The sequence below is a fragment of the Candidatus Moraniibacteriota bacterium genome (genome assembly GCA_028688415.1).
Lineage (GTDB): Bacteria > Patescibacteriota > Minisyncoccia > Moranbacterales > UBA1568 > UBA1568.
Window position 1 is genome coordinate 88,240 of the sequence record JAQTYF010000001.1, and the last position, 19,993, is coordinate 108,232.

General features: G+C 43.2%; 16 protein-coding genes. 15 read left to right on the plus strand and 1 reads right to left on the minus strand.

The window, feature by feature from the left end:
* Positions 1-4 precede the first annotated feature (4 nt).
* Positions 5-706, plus strand: coding sequence for a ChbG/HpnK family deacetylase (locus PHH40_00385; protein MDD2766204.1), 702 nt, complete (start codon positions 5-7; stop codon positions 704-706).
* A 179-nt stretch (positions 707-885) separates the two neighbouring features.
* Positions 886-3,471, plus strand: coding sequence for an excinuclease ABC subunit UvrA (uvrA, locus tag PHH40_00390; GenBank protein MDD2766205.1), 2,586 nt, complete (start codon positions 886-888; stop codon positions 3,469-3,471).
* Positions 3,472-3,649: 178 nt separating this feature from the next.
* Here the strand turns inward: uvrA (PHH40_00390) and PHH40_00395 are convergent, their stop codons facing one another.
* Positions 3,650-3,931, minus strand: a complete 282-nt coding sequence (locus PHH40_00395; GenBank protein ID MDD2766206.1) for a hypothetical protein — start codon at positions 3,929-3,931, stop codon at positions 3,650-3,652.
* Between the two features lie 85 nt (positions 3,932-4,016).
* Between PHH40_00395 and PHH40_00400 the strand changes: the two genes are divergently transcribed.
* From PHH40_00400 to PHH40_00460, 13 genes are all read left to right on the plus strand, one after another.
* Positions 4,017-5,333, plus strand: coding sequence for a GIY-YIG nuclease family protein (locus tag PHH40_00400; GenBank protein ID MDD2766207.1), 1,317 nt, complete (start codon positions 4,017-4,019; stop codon positions 5,331-5,333).
* Positions 5,334-5,483: 150 nt separating this feature from the next.
* A complete protein-coding gene (uvrA, locus tag PHH40_00405) occupies positions 5,484-8,282 on the plus strand; it encodes an excinuclease ABC subunit UvrA (GenBank protein MDD2766208.1) in 2,799 nt (932 codons plus the stop codon).
* A gap of 55 nt (positions 8,283-8,337) precedes the next feature.
* Positions 8,338-9,261 carry a hypothetical protein gene (locus PHH40_00410; GenBank protein MDD2766209.1) on the plus strand — a complete coding sequence of 308 codons (924 nt, stop codon included), beginning with the start codon at positions 8,338-8,340 and terminating at the stop codon, positions 9,259-9,261.
* 77 nt (positions 9,262-9,338) lie between these two features.
* Entirely contained in the window at positions 9,339-10,559 is a 1,221-nt protein-coding gene (locus PHH40_00415) for a type II secretion system F family protein (GenBank protein ID MDD2766210.1), read from the plus strand.
* A 199-nt stretch (positions 10,560-10,758) separates the two neighbouring features.
* The gene (locus PHH40_00420; protein ID MDD2766211.1) at positions 10,759-12,168 is read left to right on the plus strand and encodes a hypothetical protein; all 1,410 of its coding nucleotides are present in this window, start codon (positions 10,759-10,761) and stop codon (positions 12,166-12,168) included.
* 7 nt (positions 12,169-12,175) lie between these two features.
* Positions 12,176-12,802 carry a prepilin-type N-terminal cleavage/methylation domain-containing protein gene (locus PHH40_00425; GenBank protein MDD2766212.1) on the plus strand — a complete coding sequence of 209 codons (627 nt, stop codon included), beginning with the start codon at positions 12,176-12,178 and terminating at the stop codon, positions 12,800-12,802.
* 1 nt (position 12,803) lies between these two features.
* Entirely contained in the window at positions 12,804-14,345 is a 1,542-nt protein-coding gene (locus PHH40_00430; GenBank protein ID MDD2766213.1) for a pilus assembly PilX N-terminal domain-containing protein, read from the plus strand.
* An 80-nt stretch (positions 14,346-14,425) separates the two neighbouring features.
* Entirely contained in the window at positions 14,426-15,520 is a 1,095-nt protein-coding gene (gene pilM / locus PHH40_00435) for a type IV pilus assembly protein PilM (protein ID MDD2766214.1), read from the plus strand.
* The gene (locus tag PHH40_00440) at positions 15,504-16,064 is read left to right on the plus strand and encodes a hypothetical protein (GenBank protein ID MDD2766215.1); all 561 of its coding nucleotides are present in this window, start codon (positions 15,504-15,506) and stop codon (positions 16,062-16,064) included. Before pilM ends, PHH40_00440 begins: the two co-directional genes overlap by 17 nt.
* Positions 16,061-16,813 carry a hypothetical protein gene (locus PHH40_00445; protein ID MDD2766216.1) on the plus strand — a complete coding sequence of 251 codons (753 nt, stop codon included), beginning with the start codon at positions 16,061-16,063 and terminating at the stop codon, positions 16,811-16,813. The genes PHH40_00440 and PHH40_00445 overlap by 4 nt, the downstream gene beginning before the upstream one ends.
* A gap of 10 nt (positions 16,814-16,823) precedes the next feature.
* A complete protein-coding gene (locus PHH40_00450) occupies positions 16,824-17,150 on the plus strand; it encodes a hypothetical protein (protein ID MDD2766217.1) in 327 nt (108 codons plus the stop codon).
* Positions 17,151-17,267: 117 nt separating this feature from the next.
* On the plus strand, positions 17,268-18,317 hold the full coding sequence (locus tag PHH40_00455) for a 23S rRNA (adenine(2503)-C(2))-methyltransferase RlmN (protein ID MDD2766218.1): 1,050 nt from the start codon (positions 17,268-17,270) through the stop codon (positions 18,315-18,317).
* Between the two features lie 4 nt (positions 18,318-18,321).
* Positions 18,322-19,467 carry a MiaB/RimO family radical SAM methylthiotransferase gene (locus PHH40_00460; protein ID MDD2766219.1) on the plus strand — a complete coding sequence of 382 codons (1,146 nt, stop codon included), beginning with the start codon at positions 18,322-18,324 and terminating at the stop codon, positions 19,465-19,467.
* The last annotated feature ends 526 nt before the right edge of the window (positions 19,468-19,993 follow it).

A 19,993-nucleotide genomic window follows, 5' to 3' on the forward strand; every position in this document is an offset into this window, starting at 1 on the left:
AAATATGAACCCAGAAATTCGTGAACGATTCATCATTACTGCCGATGATTATGGAATCCGTCAAACAGCGGAGCCTATACTTCGTCTCGTACGTGCGGGCAAACTCGACCGTGTCGCCGTGATGATCCGCTATATCTCACCCGAGGAGGCACAGGCACTCCTTGAGACGGGCGTGAAAATTGATCTCCATCTCGAGCTTATCGATATATTAAAAAGCGGTGAGAAGATGTATGATGGAGTGATCAAACGCGGAATCAATTTCGTCTTTCGTCTCGGACTCGGTATCGTGACCGCAAAGAAAGCAGAGGAGGCATGGCGTACCCAGATCGATCATTTCCAGGAACTCTTCGGACGTGTGCCAGACGGACTCGACTCGCATGAGCATCTCCATTATTTCCCCTCATTTTTCAGAGCGTGTGCACGCCTCGCCGAGGAATATCATATTCCTTTCATTCGTTTTGGGAGAGAGGGACTCCTGCCAGGACTGCACGGATCTCTCACGGGGAAGATTCTTCATTTCTTCTCGAGGAGAACACAGAGACCGTTTGCTGAGACGCACCTCACCACGACTGACTATGTCGTCAGTCTCGACTGGTTTTCTGATTTCGCAGATTTCATCACCCATCTTCCGAAAGAGGGGACGATCGAGCTCGTCGTCCATCCCGAGCGAGACGAGGACTATGATTCAATATTGAAGCACTTCTAACAAGCCATTTGGTGGCTTTTTTTTCTTGACAACCTTTCTCCCCAAGGTGTATCATGCTATATGTAACTAGAGTAAACAAATAAAATACTCTGAGAAAAGAATCATTCTTTTTGATTCGCAATTGAGAGTTGATATTTCTCTCGTTCTCTGGTATACTACATTTCCTTTTGATGATATGTATGACGAAAAAAATCGCACCAAAAAACACGTCGCACACCGCTCAGCCATCCGAGTGGATCATCGTTCGGGGTGCGCGTACGCACAATCTGAAGAACGTGACAGTACAGATGCCACGGAACAAAATGGTTGTTTTCACTGGTCTCTCTGGATCAGGCAAATCGTCTCTCGCATTTGATACCATATTTGCCGAAGGACAGCGTCGCTATGTGGAGTCACTCTCTGCGTATGCACGGCAGTTTCTGAACACGATGCAGAAGCCGGACGTGGATGAAATCGTCGGACTCTCACCGGCCATCTCTATCGATCAGAAATCCGCGAGTCGAAATCCTCGTTCGACCGTGGCGACGATCACCGAAATCTATGACTACCTGCGTGTACTCTACGCTCGTCTCGGTCGTCCGCACTGTCTCGTGTGTGATCGGGAAATCCAGAAACTTTCTACTGAAGAAATGCTCCTCATCGTCTCCGACAAAGTGAAGCAGGCCCTTACTGTCGCCAAGAAGAAAAAAATGTTACTGAGTATCACCGCTCCGGTCGTCCGTGGACGCAAGGGAGAATACTATCAGTTGCTCTACAATGCACTGAACAAAGGATTTGCAGAAATATTTCTCGATGGGGAACGCAAGAGTCTACGTGAGCGTGTCCTCCTCTCCAAAACCAAGAAACATAACATCGATCTGATCGTCGATGAGTTGCCATTGTTCGAATTTGAAAAATTTCCCGAGACATCGAGAGAACGATTGTCCGAAGCAGTGGAGCGAGCTCTCGAAGAAAGTGACGGACTCGTCAATGTGCGTATCGGTGATGAGAGTCTCGTTCTGTCCGCCAAGTTTTCTTGTCCGTACGATGGTTTCTCCTACCCGGAAGTCGAGCCGAGGCTGTTCTCGTTCAACTCTCCCTATGGTGCATGTGAGGCCTGCAATGGACTCGGGACGAAACATTTTTTCGGTGATGAACCGTGCGAAGTCTGTCATGGATCACGTCTTCGCGAAGAGGCTCTTCATATCCGTATCGGTGGAAAAAATATCGTGGATGTGACGACGATGATGACCGAGGATGCCAAGAAATTTTTTGACACACTCGAGCTGACTGAACGTGAGAAACAGATCGCTGCTGTCGTACTCAAGGAAGTCGGTGGACGTCTCCAATTCCTCCTCAATGTCGGACTGAATTATCTCTCACTTTCTCGTCGTGCCAATACGCTTTCAGGAGGAGAGGCTCAGCGTATCCGTCTCGCTTCTCAGCTCGGTTCACAACTCGTGGGCGCTCTCTATGTCCTCGATGAACCGACCGTCGGACTGCATCAGCGTGACAATGATCGTCTCATCGCGACACTCAAAGACCTTCGTGATCTGGGCAATACTATTATCGTCGTCGAACACGATGAAGACACGATCTATGCTTCTGATTATCTCGTCGATATCGGACCGGGTGCAGGGGTGCATGGTGGTAATGTTGTCGTGTCCGGGTATCTCGATGATTTGCTTCAGTCACCGAAGAATGATTCACAGTCACTCACACTCGCGTACTTGCGAGGCGAAGAAAAAATCCGGGTCCCAGAGAAGAGACGCACCAAAGAAAAAGGAACACTGAAAGTGCGTGGTGGGAAACTGTTCAATATTCATGATATGAATGTCGATGTCCCACTCGGACGGCTCAACGTCATCACCGGTGTCTCCGGCTCGGGCAAGTCGACATTGCTCTATGAAATCATTCACAAAAACCTCCAGGCTCGTTTCGACAGACGCTACAAATCCAACGAAGTATTTCACTGCAACACATTTACCGGTTCTGAATATTTGTCGCGCGCCGTACTTATCGATCAGAGTCCGATCGGTCGTACACCAAGATCGAACCCAGCGACGTACACAGGAGCATGGACACATATCCGTGATTTGTTCGCATCGAGTGAGGACGCTCGGGTACGTGGTTGGAAGGCTGGACGTTTCTCATTCAACCGTCCTGGTGGACGCTGTGAGACCTGTGAAGGAAACGGATTCATCGCTGTCGAAATGCATTTTCTCCCGACAGTCTATGTGCCGTGCGATGTCTGCAATGGCAAACGATTCACCAAAGAAACGCTCGAGATTCTCTACAAACACAAGAACGTTTTTCAGGTGCTCGATATGACGATCGAAGAAGCGTTCTCGTTCTTCGTGGACATCCCAGCCATCGCTGATCGTCTGAAAACACTGAACGAAGTCGGTCTCGGATATCTCAAGCTCGGTCAATCGGCGACGACACTGTCGGGTGGTGAAGCGCAACGTGTGAAAATTTCCTCGGAACTCTACCGCAAGATGTATGAACGCACGATCTATCTCCTCGATGAACCGACGATCGGACTGCATTATGAAGACGTAAGAAAACTGATCGAGATTCTCGAGAGCCTCGTTCAAAAGGGGAATACAGTGATCCTCATCGAACACAATATGGATATTATCAAATCAGCGGACTATATCATTGATATCGGTCCCGAAGGTGGAGCAGGTGGTGGCAAGATCGTCGCTTTTGGTACGCCGGAGGAAGTAGCTCAGATGCCACGCTCGTATACTGGTCAGTATCTGAAAAAAGTCTTGAAAAAATAAGGTTGCTTGTGATAATAAAGTCTGATAAAAAGTCAAAAAAACCACTCAATGTTGAGTGGGATAAAAAAAGAGGGATGCCACGTGACACAATGTCTTTCGTAGCATCCCTGTAAAGTCTGATTCCCCTTGAATTCAGGAGGAGGGGACCTGAGAGGAATCAGCATGGCAACAAACCCCGTTACAATTCGTATCTCGATTTCGGTTGAAGTGTCGGCATACGAACCGATGTGAGTACAAATTTCTTCGGTTGCGCGTTATATTTTTTGATCAACCGTTTGACTTCTCTTTCGGTTTCTCTTTTGAAATAAGGATAGGCTCCTGATTCAAAACTTCCTCTATTCATCTCAACGACTTTTTTGAAGTAAAAGAGAAATATCTCAAAAGAGAATTTTTGTTTTTCTGTGGCGAGAAAGAGATCAAATGTCTCCTGCCCCATCTTTTTTACGAGAGGATAAGCCATGTTGAACCCTTTCTTGTTCGGTGTTTGGTTGTCAAAGAAACGTATTTAGTATATTATACACCTTATTTCTCTCATTGTCAAGTATATGACACCGATCTCAGACTCTCACAGCCTGTCTCAAGAATGGAAAAAGCTTTTGAGCATAGACTCTTTTCATAAAGAAAATAAGCTCCCAGAAGTGCCGGGGGTGTATTTCTTCTTGGACGAGAACCGAGAAATCCTCTATATAGGCAAGGCGACATCGCTCCGTGATCGGGTGAAGAGCTATTTCTCCCGAGATATACAGGAAACTCGCGGACCGAAAATCAGTTTGATGCTCGACCGTGCACGATACATCGCGTATCGAGAAACCGATTCGGTACTCGAGGCGCTCATCCTCGAGAGCAACCTCATCAAAGCAAAACAACCTCCGCACAACACCGATGCCAAAGATGACAAAAGCTATTATCTGGTCGCGATAACAAAAGAGCTCTATCCTCGTGTCCTCATGGTGAGAGGGAGGGACATCGAACAGAAAAAATTTATCGATCCTGTGAAATATCTTTTCGGACCATTCCCATCTGGAGGAGGATTGCGCGAAGCACTCAAAATCGTGCGAAAACTCTTTCCATTCCGAGACAAATGCAAGCCGTTCGAAAGAACAGCGAAGCATCCTGAGTTTGTCGAAGAGTTGCATATGAAAAATATTCCGCACCCTTGTTTTTCTGCACAAATAGGACTGTGTCCAGGAGTGTGTTCAGGAAGAATTTCTCGACAAGAGTATGGAAAAACAATCAATCATATCCGACTTTTCTTTGAAGGACATAAAAACGATATCATCAAACAATTGAAGAGAGAAATGAAAGTGTCTGCAAAAGAACTCCGATTCGAACGAGCAAACGAAATCAAAAAAACATTGTTCGGATTGCAACATATCCAAGACATCGCTCTTATCAAAGATGATCTGAAAGAACGACATGCGCATCGTATCGAAGCATATGATGTCGCGCATCTCGGAGGAACGGCGAGTGTCGGTGTGATGACCGTTGTAGAACAGAGTCGGAGCAATCCAAGTGAGTACCGGCAGTTCAAGTTGCGAGGGAAGCACAATGGCAATGATCTGACTGCGCTCGAAGAAATCCTGACACGACGTCTGAAGCACACAGAATGGGCACTACCAGAAATCATCGTGGTGGATGGATCGTTGCCCCAAGTGGCAGTAGCGGAAAAAGTACTCACATGTGTGGGTCTTACCATCCCTGTCCTCGGTGTGGTAAAAGATGAGAAACATCGTCCAGACCATTTTGTCGGAGAAGAGGCGCTTACAAACCGTTTCAAAAAAGAGATGCTTCTCGCGAATAGTGAAGCGCATCGATTTGCTATTACCTTCCATAGAAAACGTCGTGCAAAAGAATTCCTCTAAACCGATCAAAAGAGCAGAGAAATCACATTTCTTAAAGAGAGAACGTTTCCTTTACACCGCGTGAAAAAGGGTGTATCATTGAAACCAATGTATGTTTTTTCGAGGAGGAGTTTCATCTGTTCTAAAACGTTTTGAGAAAGAAATGACGTTATGCCAGAGAAAAAATCAGTGATTGAGGTGCGCGGTGCTCGAGTCAATAATTTGAAGAACGTGGATGTCGATATACCGCGCAATTCCCTCGTGGTTATCACAGGACTTTCTGGATCAGGAAAATCTTCACTGGCTTTTGATGTTCTTTTTGCAGAGGCGAATCGTCGTTATGTGGAGTCCCTTTCCTCCTACGCACGCAATTTCCTGGATGGTTTCAACAAACCAGATGTCGATGCGATTCACAATCTTTCTCCTGCTATTTCTATTGATCAGAAGAGTGTCTCTCGCAGTCCTCGTTCGACGGTTGGTACGATGACGGAAATCTATGATTATTTGCGTATTCTCTTCGCCAAGATAGGTGTGCCACATTGTCCGGACTGTGACAAACAATTGACACGTAAGAGTGTGAGATCCATCTTAGATGAGATACTCCTCTTGCCTACGGATACCTCTATTGCTTTCCTTGCTCAGAATAAAACGCTTGCTACCAAGACAGAACGAGAAGCTCTTGCGCTCATCAATACATGGGGGTATGTTCGTGTTTGTTTTCATGGAGCGTTGGTGCCGATCGCACAAGCGATAGCAGAAGCTTCTTCGACAGAAATATCTGAAGTAATCATCGTGGTGGATCGACTCGTGTTGGATCTCACTCGTCCTGACAAAGAACGTATTCTCGATTCTCTCCAAACAGCTTTTCGTGTCGGCGAAGGAACACTGACGCTTCGTATCAATGGTACCGAAGAAGAGCGCGTCTATAATGAAGAATATCGTTGTGAAGAATGTGGAGTGAGTGTGCCAGAATTCACACCAAGCAAATTCTCTTTCAATAGTCCAGAAGGAGCCTGTGTCAAATGTGCCGGACTCGGTGTGACGCTCGAATTCGATCCGGAATTGGTTATTCCGAATAAGAATCTTTCTCTGGCAGAGGGAGCGATCCGTCCGTGGAGTAAGATGAATGGCGATCGTCATATGGGTAATGGACCAATGCAGTGGCTTCGGAGCGCGAGCCGTCGACAGAAATTTTCTCTTGATGTACCAGTGAAGAAATTATCGGCTAAACATCTCGCTCTTATTTTGAACGGTGAACTCGATGTACAGCAGGATGCCTTTCCTGGAGTGATTGCTTTGCTTGAAAAAAAATACCGTGAGACAAAATCGGATCATTTGAGAGGGGATATCGAAGCCTATATGCTCACGAAACGTTGCCCGGTCTGTGAAGGGAAACGATTGCGACTTGTTTCTCTTGCGGTGAAGATTGAGGGGATGTCTATCTATGATTTTGTTTCACGAAGTGCCGAAGATTTTCTTCAGATGATCATGACACTCCATCAACATCTACTCAAAACGGAAGAACGAGGCGTGATCGATCCGCTCTTTCGAGAAATGGAATCTCGAATACGAGCAGTGGACAAAGTTGGTCTCGGATATATCGAATTGGCGCGAAGTGCTGATACGCTGTCTGGTGGTGAGGCTCAGCGTATACGCCTTTCTGTACAGATGCGATCGGGACTATCAGGAATTATCTATGTCCTTGACGAACCGTCTGTCGGTCTTCATAGTCGAGATACTGAACAGCTGATCAGCGCACTCGAAGATCTACGCTCTGCGAACAATTCTCTCGTCGTTGTCGAGCACGATGTCGCTATTATGAGAAAAGCGGACTATATCATCGATCTCGGACCAGGAGCAGGGAGTGAGGGTGGTGAGATTATTTTTGCTGGTACTCCAGAAAAATTGATGCATTCCAAGATGTTGACTGGAGAATATCTTTCGGGAAAACGAAACATATCAAATAAAAAAATAACACGGAAACTTACCAAAGAAGCTATCACTATTTTTGGAGCGACAGAACATAATCTGAAACATATCGATGTCAGTATTCCTCTCGGAATGCTCGTAGCGGTCTCAGGTGTTTCTGGCTCTGGAAAATCGACACTCATTCACGATATTCTTTCACGTGCATTATCGAAATATTTCTTCCGTGCCAAGACTGAACCGGGAGCGTATGAGAAAATGGAGGGATTTTCGAATATCGATAAAATAATCACTGTCACACAAGATCCTATCGGACGTACTCCTCGTTCCAATGCTGCTACATATACCGGTGTTTTTAGTCTGATTCGAGATCTTTTTGCAGAGACAACAGAAGCAGAACGAGAACGATATTCAGCGAGCTATTTTAGTTTCAATATGCGTGGTGGTCGGTGTGAGGCGTGTCAGGGTGGGGGACTGAAGAAAATAGAAATGTATCTCTTGCCGGATGTCTATGTACCGTGCGAAGTTTGTCAGGGGACGAGATATAATGCGAAAACACTTGCTATTAAATATCGAGGAATGAGTATCGCTGATGTGTTACAGATGACTGTGACAGAAGCGAGACGCTTTTTCTTGGACCAGAAAATGATCGAAGAAAAGTTGCGTGTGCTCGAAGAGGTAGGTCTTGGATATCTCGTCTTGGGACAGAATGCGACCAATCTCTCTGGTGGCGAGGCTCAGCGTATCAAGCTTGCTACGGAACTCGCTCGCAAATCGACCGGCAAAACACTTTATATCCTCGATGAACCGACAATTGGTCTTCATTTTGAGGATGTCCGTCGTTTGCTTGAAGTTCTCGAAGCACTGGTGGACAAAGGGAATAGTGTACTCGTCGTAGAACACAATATTGATGTGATACGGAGCGCTGATTGGGTGCTCGAACTCGGGCCTGATGGAGGCGCGCGAGGAGGAGAACTCATTTTTTCTGGACCACCAGAAAAGTTGAAACAATGCAAACGGTCTCCTACTGCAAAGTATCTGTAGGTTGGAGATTTCTTTAGGAATTAGGTAGGTATTCGATATTAGGTATTTTATTCTTATGTCCTATCGTTTAGGAAAAAACATCTTGGCAACCGTGACATATTATGATGTTTTGGAGATGCCTCTGACTTCTTTCGAAATATGGAAACACCTCATCACGCAGAGTACGGACCAGCTTGCGTGTGATCGTCCTTGTACAATCGGTGATATTGTGAAATTTCTTCGGACGGGTCAATTAGAAAAGAAAATTGAAGAAAAAAATGGATTTTATTTTCTTCCTGGGCGAGAGGTACTCGTAGAGCATCGTATCCGAGCGGAGAAAATCTCTGTTGCGAAACTGAAGCGTATGCAGAAACTCGTTGCTCTCCTCGCTTACCTTCCGTACGTCCGCATGCTCGGAGCGACTGGCAGTCTGGCAATGAAGAACGGCACACGTGAGAGTGATTGGGATATGTTTGTCGTCTTGCGATCAGGAAAAATCTGGATCGGACGAACCCTATTGACAGGTTTTCTCCATATCATAGGCAAGAGACGTCATGGCAGGAAGATACAGGATCGTGCCTGTCTGAATTATTTTATTACCGATGATAATTTAGAAATCGGAACAAAAGATCTTTTTTCGGCACACGAATATCGTTTTCTTATACCGTTTTTCGAGAAAAAGCTCTTTCAGACATTTGAGATAAAAAATCGTTGGATTGTGGAATATAGACCAAATTTTACCCTGACCACGATACCTGCACTCTGGACAGTGAAAATGAAAAAGCAAAGAACAGCGATACAAGAGCGACTGGAGCAGTTTTTTGATCTGCTTCATTTCGAAACATGGCTTGCCAAGTGGCAGAAGGAAAAAATCAAGCGAAATCCCAATACGTTTTTGGAAGGAAGTTTCATCAAGGCAGATGATCATAATCTTATTTTTCTGCCTCGTCCACGTGGTCCGCAGGTATTTGAAAAATATAAAAATCGTCTGAGTGCATGATAGAAGTCTACCTTTTTGAAATGAATTGTGTTACAATAATGATATCGAAAAGTATTTTTGAACACACAAAAACAAAAATGTCGAAATTTTTTTATACTGCAAAAAATATCACGACTGGAGAAAGTTCTGGTGGTGAATTGGAAGCCAAGGATGAAAAAAGTCTTGCTCAAGAATTACGTTCACAGGGACTTCTTTTGACTTCTCACAAGGCTCTAGAGGAAGAAAAAACTCTCAATATCAAATTCTTTGATCGTTTTTCGACAGTTCCTCTCAAAGAAAAAATGGTCTTTACTCGCAACTTGTCAGTAATGGTTTCGTCAGGTCTCACTGTTTCTCGTGCTGTGCAAAACCTGAGTATCCAGACAAGTAATGCTCGATTCAAAGGTGTTCTCACTTCTGTCTATGATGATGTTCAGGCAGGTAGGACGCTCTCCGAAGGTCTCGCACGTTTCCCGAGTGTTTTTGATGAGTTGTTTGTCAATATGGTGAGTGTCGGAGAGATGAGCGGAAACCTGGAAGAAATTCTCGATATCCTCGCTCTTCAACTCGAGAAAGAGCAGGATCTCTCGAGTAAAGTCAAAGGAGCACTCATCTACCCTGCAGTGATTGTGGTAGCGATGGTCGGTATTTCTATATTGATGTTGACCTATATCCTCCCGAAGATCACAGGTGTTTTCAAGGATATGGACGTGACACTTCCTGCAACGACACTTTTCATCATGAAGATGAGTGATCTCCTCCGAAATAATGCTATTATGGTGATTATTTTTACCATCATCTTTATTATTGGGGTAAAGATCTTTGCAGGGACTACCACCGGGAAGCGTTTCTTTAGTCTCTTGTACCTCTATTTGCCTATCGTAGGCGGTATCGTCATCAAGGTGAACTGTGCTCGTTTTGCTCGTATCTATAGCTCACTTTTGAAAAGTGGTGTTTCTGTAGTGACTGGACTAGGGATTGTCTCCAAGACACTCGGAAATGTGTACTATCAAGATGCTCTCGCAGAAGGTATCGAAGAGGTGCAGAAAGGCGTTGAACTCAGTAAAATCATCAGAAGATACCCTCATATTTTTCCGATTCTTGTTCCGCAGATTCTTGAAGTAGGTGAAGAAACTGGAAAAACCGAGACAGTACTTCGTCGTCTGGCAGAATTCTATGAAGAAGAAGTGTCTCAGATTACCAAAAATATGTCATCGATCATTGAACCGATTCTCATGCTTGTTATTGGTGGTGGTGTAGGATTTTTCGCGGTTGCTATGCTTCAGCCGATGTATAGTGTTCTCGAAAATATCAAATAGTTTCAAAGTATTTTTTTTGGAAAATTTCATTGTTAGACGCTCTGGTACTCGACACGGTACTCTGAGTACCGCTTACTCCATTCCTCACGTCTGTCGCGAACTTTTCTCAAAAAAAATACTTTGAAGCTTATTACAAAAATCGTTTCTCAATAACAGATTTATAAACAGGGTTATTTGAGGAAATATTTTGATATTTTTTATGCTCGTTACGAGTCGCAAATTACAAATGATAAGCCGTAAGGGCTTTACTCTTATTGAAGCACTTGTTTTGTTGTTTATTTTTTCTGTCGTATCGGTGACATTTTTTCAGACGTATGCTGTTGGAACACGACTTATTCTCGATGCGAAGAATCGTCTCGGTGCGACGGCCCTCGCGAACCAAAAAATGGAAATTATCCGGAGTATTGATTATGATGCCATCGGGACAAAACATTGGAACGGAAGCGCATGGGTAACTGGTGTCCCAGCAGGAGATATCCTCGAAGATGAAGACGTAGCAGTGAGTACGACAATGTACCATGTTTATACCGTTGTTCAGTATATCGATGATTCTTTTGATGGAGTATTTGGAGGCAGTCCGAATGATGCTATCCCGAATGATTATAAACGAGTGCGGCTGGAAGTGTCATGGGGAGATGGTACTCCTGCGAGAACTGTTTCGCTTATTTCTACGCTCACACCAAACGGTATCGAGACTTCAGCTGGTGGTGGAGTGCTCGTGATCAATGTCTTGGACTCTGGTGGGGCAGGTATTTCGGGTGTACATACTCATATCGTCGGAAGCTCGACTGGTGTCGATACTACCACTGATACCGATGCAACAGGCAACATCACTCTGCCTGCTACCCCAGCGAGTATCCCTCTCGGGGCTCAGGATTATGCTATCACTGTTTCCAAAGCGAATTATTATGGAACAACGACGTATGTGCCATATCCGACAACGACGTATGATCCTGTCGATGAACACATTTCAGTCGTAGCAGATACTCTCAATCCCATAACAATTGTTATGGATCAATCATCAGATATTACGCTTCATACTGTCGATCCTTTTGGTACTGCTATACCTAATGTTGACTTCTCTCTCGTAGGAGGAAGGATACTTGGAAATAGTGTTCCGCCAGCCACGATGGAATATGGATTTTCTCAAACGACGAGTACGGATGCATCAGGGAATAGAGTTTTTTCGAACGAAAGTTACGGACAATACACACTAACAGTCTCTCCTTCGGCACCATATGAATTGTACAAGATTGATCCTCCAGAGGCAGCTGCCGATATCCTTGTTGTTTCTCCTGGTGTTGACAAGGAAACGAATATTGTTCTTCTCGATACTTCGATCGCATCCGCAAAAATAAAAGTAGTGAATGATGCTGATAGTACTGTTCTTACTGGAGCTACCGTACGACTTTCGAACACGCTTCTTGCATATGACGTGACGCTGACTACTGATTCGAATGGTTTCGTTTACTTTCCTTCTACATTACCAGCTCTTACCTCGGGAACGTACGATATTGCTGTATCTGTCGCTGGCTTTGCGGATAAAACAGATACTATTACGATAGAAAGTACTCTACAGAATAAAACGATAAGTCTGACAGCAAATTGATGCTTTTATGACAAAAAAAAATCTCAAAGGGATGACTCTTGTGGAGCTTATGGTAGCGATCAGTATTATGCTGATTGCTATGGGAGGTTTTACGACGCTTTTTATTAAGAGTTGGGATACGAATAAGTTTGTTCTCGAGGAAGGTATGGCATCCTCGAATGCTTCATATGCCTTGGGAAAAGTGATCAAACAGCTCCGTGGTGTGAAGCAAGCGGACAATGGAGATTTTCCTGTTGAATCCGCTGATGATTTTGATCTGAAAGTCTATGTCGACATCGATCATGATGACGTGACAGAGCGTGTACACTATTTCCTCGATCTCGATACACACGAGCTACAAAGAGGAGTGACCAATCCCACCGGATCAGCACCGGTCTCATATCCAGCATCCGATGACTCTGTCTCTGTGATTGCCGAGCATATCACGAATACGAATGCCAATCCGCTTTTTCTCTATTACAACAAAAACTATCCTGGTGATACGACCAACAATCCAATCGCGACACCGGCCGATGTCTCTGCTATCCGATTGATTCAGGTGCATCTCTGGGTAGATGTCAATCCGGCTCATCCACCGAATAATATCAATATGGAATCATTTGTCGATCTGCGTAACCTGAAATATTATGAGTAGTATGAGTGCAAAACAAAAAGGTTCAGCATTGGTGTATGGTCTGGTCATTATGACAGCTGTGGCTATTATATTGACATCTCTTTTGACATATATTACTTCACAAATAAAATACTCGTTGCGTATACATTCACGCGAACAATCGTTTCAGATAGCAGAGTCGGGCATTAGCTTTTATCGTTGGTATCTGGCACATCAGGCAGAAGGGAGAACCGCCCAACAGCTCGCTACCTTCTGGTCGAGTGGGAATCCATATGGTGTCGGAACTCCATATGTCGGGGTGTATTATGATCCTTTCGGAACGGCGATAGGGGAATACTCTCTCACAGTGATTCCTCCGGCAGTAGGATCGACAATTGTCAGAGTGACATCGATTGGTGCAACGTACAAATATCCGACTGATACTCGGACACTTACCGTACGTTTTCGTCGTCCTTCGTGGAGCGAGAGTGCGGTACTCGCCAATGATTTTATGCGTTTTGGAAATGGTACAGAAGTATTTGGCAAGATTATGTCCAATAAGGGCATTCGTTTTGATGGTTTGTCACATAATATTGTTTCCAGTGCTGTTTCTACATTCGATGATCCTGATCACACTGGTGCCAGTGAGTTTGGTGTTCATACACACAAAAATGTCCCTCCGACTACAGGGGTAAATGATACATTTCGTTCTGCGGAAGCACCGAACTCTGCTGTTGCGCTACGATCCGATGTGTTCGAAGCCGGTCGATCTTTTCCTGTAGCGACGGTGGATTTCAATGGCGTGATCGGGGATATGAGTTTAATGAAATCAGAAGCGCAAGCAGGGAATGGAGAATATTTCAATACAACTGGTTTTGGACGAGAAATCGTACTCAAAACAAATGGTACTTTTGATATCTGTACGGTGAATACCTATGATGCCACCACTTATCAGCCGTCTAATTATGTCGGTGCTGTTTCGGGTGCGAGCGGTTCCTATGCCGGAACCAATGGAAATAGTTGTGTTGCAACAACTTGCTGTGTAGGAGTTGCCTGTCCATTGATTCAAAATAGTAAACCTACAAGAGGAAGATGTGCGAGTCAATCGAATCATACTATTGTGGATAATGGAGTGATATTTGTTGAGAACAACGTGTGGGTGTCGGGTCAGATAGATACCAAGAAGATCACGATAGCTGCTGCGAATCTTGTCGGAGGCACTATTCCTTCGCTCTATGTGATGCACAATCTCTTGTATACCAATTATACAGGGACGGATATTATTGGTCTTATCGGACAGAAAAATGTCGATATTCCACGGAACAGCGATACGACACTTCGAATCGATGCTGCGCTCCTCGCTCAACAAGGGAGAGTGGGACGTGCGTGGTATAGCGGTCTGACAAAAAATACTATTACTATCTACGGAGCCATCGCTACGAGTCTTCGATACGGTTTTGCTTACACTGATGGCACCGGATATATAAATCGTAATTTGTATTATGATAATAATCTATTGTATTATCCACCGCCATATTTCCCTACAGGGACACAATATCAGATGGATTTGTGGGAAGAAGATTAGTCAGAGAACAAAGAGAAAAACACAAAGAAACAAAACAGAAAAAATATGTTATACTACAAAAGAAATAAACATACAGACCAATGAGTATTTTACAGAAGAATTTTTTCAATGTTTTCCCGAATGCTTTCGGACTTGATTTGAGTGATCTCTCTATCAAAGCTGTGTGGCTGGAACGTATGGGAAAACTCGACTCTATTTCGAGTTTTGGTTCCGTGCCATTACCTCTAGGCAGTGTTGTTGATGGGGAGATTGTCAATCCTGATGCAGTTCAATCTGCAATTATAGATTTGCTTGACAAAACTGGACCTGGACGAATCACAACCCGAAAAGTAATATGTTCTCTCCCTGAAACCAAGGCTTTTTTACGTATCATATCTATCCCCATGATGGCTTCCAAGGAGGTAAAAGAGGCTATTAAATGGGAGATTGAAGCCAATATTCCGTTGACACTTGATCAGGTATACTATGATTGGCAGATTCTCGATGAGAATTTTATTCAAGAAAAAGGGAAAATGAGCGTGTTAGTTGTAGCTGTGGCACGCAGTGTTGTTGATCAGTTTCAGTCCGTTCTCACTTCTGCTGGACTCGAAGTTGTCGGACTCGAAACAGAATCTATTGCTCAGGCACGAAGTCTCTTGGCGGAGAAAAATGAGAAACAAACAACACTTATTGTTGACATCGGTGATCGACGTTCGAGCTTCTTGATTGCTATCGGAAGTACGACGTGTTTCACTTCGAGTGTCCCTCTCTCTTCTCAGATGATCACTGATGCTATTTCCAAATCACTTCAGATTCCTTTTGGAGAAGCAGAAGAGATCAAAATCAAGCAAGGCTTAGGATCACTTGCTTTACAGAGTCCAGTGCTCAAAGCTGCTTTACCAGTACTCGAAAGCATTGCGACAGAAATAGAACGATCAATTGATTTCTACCTGAGTAATCTCCATTATTCTGAAAATATCGATTCGATTGTGCTCTGCGGAGGAGGAGCTAACATGCAAGGACTTGTACCATTTCTGTCTCGACGGTTGGGACGATTGGTCGAATTTGGAGATCCTTGGGTCAACGTCAATCTCGGTAAGAAAATACCTCTTATTGATCACAATCGTTCCGTACAGTATTCAACCGCTATCGGCCTCGCACTCCGAGGTCTCGACGAATATGAAAACTTTGCTTAACCTCTTACCAGAGGAAAATAAAAAAGATATCGAACGTAAAACACGCTTCCATTTTTTTCTGTGGCAGTTGTTTCTTATTTTTATGTTGGAAGTGTTATATGTCAGTATACTGGTTAGTTCCTATATCATTCTCGATTTTCAATTAAAAAATTTGACGATGTCCAAGAAGATAGAGAATGTAGAAAATGCGAAACAATCGACACTTGATACGTATCAGAAAAAATTCAAAGAAACAAACACGACAGTAGGTATAATAAAAAAAATAAGTGACAATCATTTTTCTTTTTCTCAGATTTTTCCATTACTAGACAGCTTGATTCCAGAGGGTATCGTTATCGATCAAATATCAACAAAAAACTACACGGTATCCCTTAAAGGAAAAGCGAACACAAGAGAGCATTTCTTGATGCTTGATGCGAAACTCAAAGAATCAGCGTGTACAGAAAATGTCAATATTCCTCTTTCGAGTCTTTTTTCTCAGGAAAATATTGAATTTCAGATTGATTTTGAAATAAAGAAAGAATGTTTGAAAAAAACTCTATGACAAGTCACTCATTTTCATTAAAAAAGTCTACACCATCGATTCTTCTGATCACACTTTTAGTGGCCGTAGGAGGTATGGTTTGGTTTGGTATTTTTCCTTTGAAGACATCGCTTCTTAATAAAGCACGAATGACCCAAGAATTTTATGCCGATGAAGAAAATCAATTGAAACAAATCGGTCGTTTACCAGAATTGCAGAATCAGTATACTACCATAGAAAATGATGCATCTAAACTTGATATTTTGCTTTATGAAGGACAAGTGATCGATTTTATCAAAACGCTCGAAACGCTTGCTTCTGAGGCAAATGTGAAATTGATTATTGCTTCCAAGGATACAGGGAAAATCGTCGAGCCCAAAGCAACAACTAAAAAGCCTCCTGTCACAGCAGAAAAAGAAACAAAAACTGATACATCGAGTACGACAAAAGCAAAAACAGTCGATATTCTCGAAGATATTCCCTTTGATAGATATCTGCGGTTGAGCATCAGTGCCACTGGACAATACGCCAATATCATCAATTTTCTCCATAAGATAGAGACATTGCCTGTTGGATTGGACGTGATCGGTATAGAAATAAAGAGAGCTGAGACAGAGAAGAAAGAAAAGCCTGTATTAGGAGCAGGTGTTCTTTTCTCGAGTGTTCCTTTGAATGGCAATCCACCTACTCAACCAGTAGCAGGAGAAGAAATTATAGAAAAAAATATTCTCGAGGGAGTATTTGATCTTGTGGTGTATGTGAATAAATAAAAAGTATCGTATGAATATTCCTTTTGGCGCTTCATTTAAAAAAATCAAAGAACAATCATCCTCCTGGCATATGATTTTTTTCTGGTATCGTCATTATAAAGTGTTTTTCTTTCTTGGATTCCTTGTTGTGTGCGCATTGGGTGGATGGGATTATTACTACAGTGTTTTTCGGTTTCGCTTTACTGATGAAGAAAAGAAGCTCTATGTCGATTCATATTTCAAAGAAACGCTTTTTGATGAAGAGAAATTTCACAAAACAATTAATGGTCTCACAAATCGTGCTGAGCATCACAAAGAACCTCTTCATCTTGAAAAAAATATCTTTGAGGTGAAATAGTTTATTTGAAGTGATGTGTCTTGTGTGAACGGAATTGACCCCGTATGTTTTTTGTCGTATACTGTTTGCTTACAGAGAAGAACGAATGAAGAACAAGTTACTTGAATTTTATAGAATATGCTTCTTTCCCGTAAACAACAATTTGAAGCCTTATTTCCAGAAGCCCCCGCTTTCCGATGGCGTCAGATAGAAGAGGCTTTTTTTGATATTTCTCTCAAATCTGTGACAGAAATCTCCAATATTCCTCTTACTATGCGTGAAATTCTTGTAAAAGAATTACCCTGGCTTACTGTCAAAGAAGTACGAGTATTTGAAAGTGTCAAAAAAGACACATTCAAGGCAGTGGTAGAGATAGAAGGAGGCCATCGGGTAGAAACTGTGCTTATGAAAAATGCACGAGGACAATGGACGGTGTGTGTCTCATCGCAGGTAGGGTGTGCGATGGCGTGTACGTTTTGTGCGACGGGAACGATGGGTTTCACTCGTAATCTCATATCCGATGAAATTGTCGATCAGATACGTTTCTGGAATATTTTTCTTGCTTCGCGTCCAAATCTCGCCCCTCGTATCAGCAACGTAGTCTTTATGGGAATGGGAGAACCACTCGCTAACTACGATAATGTGAAAGAAGCGATTCGACAATTGCTTACTTATACTGATCTTGGACCGACACACATTACGGTATCGACTGTCGGACTGTTACCGATGCTTCGCAAGATTCTTACAGATGAGAAGTGGCCACCTGTCCGTCTCGCTGTCTCGCTTCATAGTGCTGTGACTGAAACACGGAAGAAAATGATGCCCAGCTCGTTTGAAACTTTTTTAGATGAACTCATTGTGTGGACTCATGAATATTTTGCAAAGAATGAGACGAGACGTCGTCATCTCACGTTTGAATATGTGATGTTGTCAAAGATCAATGATACCGAAGAACACGCTACCTCTCTTATTCGTTTTGCGAAACAGATGGAAAATGTGAAAATAAATCTCATTCCTTACAACTTTACCGGAAGCGTGTACAGAGATAGTCTTCCTGGAGACTTTGATCGCTTTCAAAAACAACTCGAAGATGCAGGTGTCACGGTTACTCGTCGCAAAACAATGGGAGATGATATCGCTGCCGCTTGTGGACAACTCATTGTAGAAGGTAATACAACCACGAAATAGATGTATGACAAAAAAATTTTTCCTCAAAACTTTCGGGTGTCAGCAAAATGTCGCTGATTCAGAACGGATCGAGAGTTTCTATCTCTCTCGTGGTTTTTCTCGTGCTGAAACAATAGAAGAAGCTGATGTGCTTCTTCTCAATACGTGCGTCATTCGTGATAAAGCGGAAGAGAAGGTGTACGGTATGATCAAAAGTCTCCGTACACGTCTCGGTAATAAATCACCGCATATCGTCGTGACAGGATGTCTCATCGGAGCGGCGAGTCGTGTCCCTGGTGGTAAAATGATGAAACGTCTGACGACACGTCTCCCTGATGTTGAATTTCTTCCTCTTGAAGAAGTCGGTTTTGAATATACGCCGACCCGAGCTTCTGGCAAGACAGCATCTATCGTCATTTCCAATGGGTGTAATAATTACTGTGCTTTTTGTATTGTACCGTTTTCTCGTGGCAAAGAACGATCACGAGCCTTCGCTGATATTCTTTCTGAAGCCAAACAGGTGATAGCAGATGGATATGAGGAAATAGTACTCCTTGGTCAGAATGTGAATTCGTACGGGGCTGATTTTTTGCAAGAAAAAATACAAGAAGAGGAAGAATATATTTTGCCAGATGGTAAGAAAGTGAAGCCAGTGATGGTAAAACATCTGAACCGACACCGTATTCCGACATTGTTTCCATACCTTCTTGAAAGTGTTGCACAAATACCCAAAGTGAAAAAAGTCACTTTTATTTCTTCGAACCCATGGGACTTTTCCGATGAATTGATCAATGTGATGGCACGATACGAAAATATCAATCGAGAGCTTCATCTCCCTGTGCAATCAGGAAATGATGAAATATTGAAAAAGATGAATCGTTGGTATACGCGTGAAGAATATCTCAGTCTCATTGACCGTATTCGTCAGGCAATACCCAAGATGACATTCACGACTGATATCATCGTCGGATTCCCTGGTGAGACGAGAGAACAATTCGAAGACAGTATTGATATCGTAAAGCGTGTCGGTTTTGTCAAGACATTCATCGCGTGGTATTCACCACGTCCGGGAACATCAGCTACCAAAGGAATGGAAGATGATGTTCGTATCGAAGAAAAACAGCGTCGTTTTCACGAACTTGATGCTATCGCGTTCAAAGGAAAGAAGTAGTAAGAATTTTTATCTCTAGGGCGGTATTGTTTTTCAAAAGTATTTTTCTTCTTCCGTACCCCGCTTCGAACGATTCATGTCTTAGCGAAGAGAAAGTCGTCTCATTCTCGCTCTCAAAGAGCGAGTTCAGATAAAAACTGAACCATGAGACGATTTTCCTTGCTCCGCTTTCACCTCGAATCGTTATCGAATACAGGCTAAAGGAAGAGAAAAATACTTTTGAAAAATAATACCATCTGTAGACAGGGAGCGATATCAAAACAATATTTGCACCATCAAAAGATATGAGGAAATTTTCTGTCGCAAGAATCTTTCTGGGAAGCCTGAAGTTTTTTTGAGCATGGTTCCGACGTTTCGTCGGATCAAAAAAAGTTCACGCAAAGAGTTTTTCCGCTGGGAAAAATAAATGGTTCCAAAGAAAGGTTGCTTGCGATAGAAAATTCACAAACTCTATAGCAACAGAAGAAGTTTACCGATTTTTTCTATTGAAAGCCACAGAAGAAAAATATTTTTGGAGAACAATGTT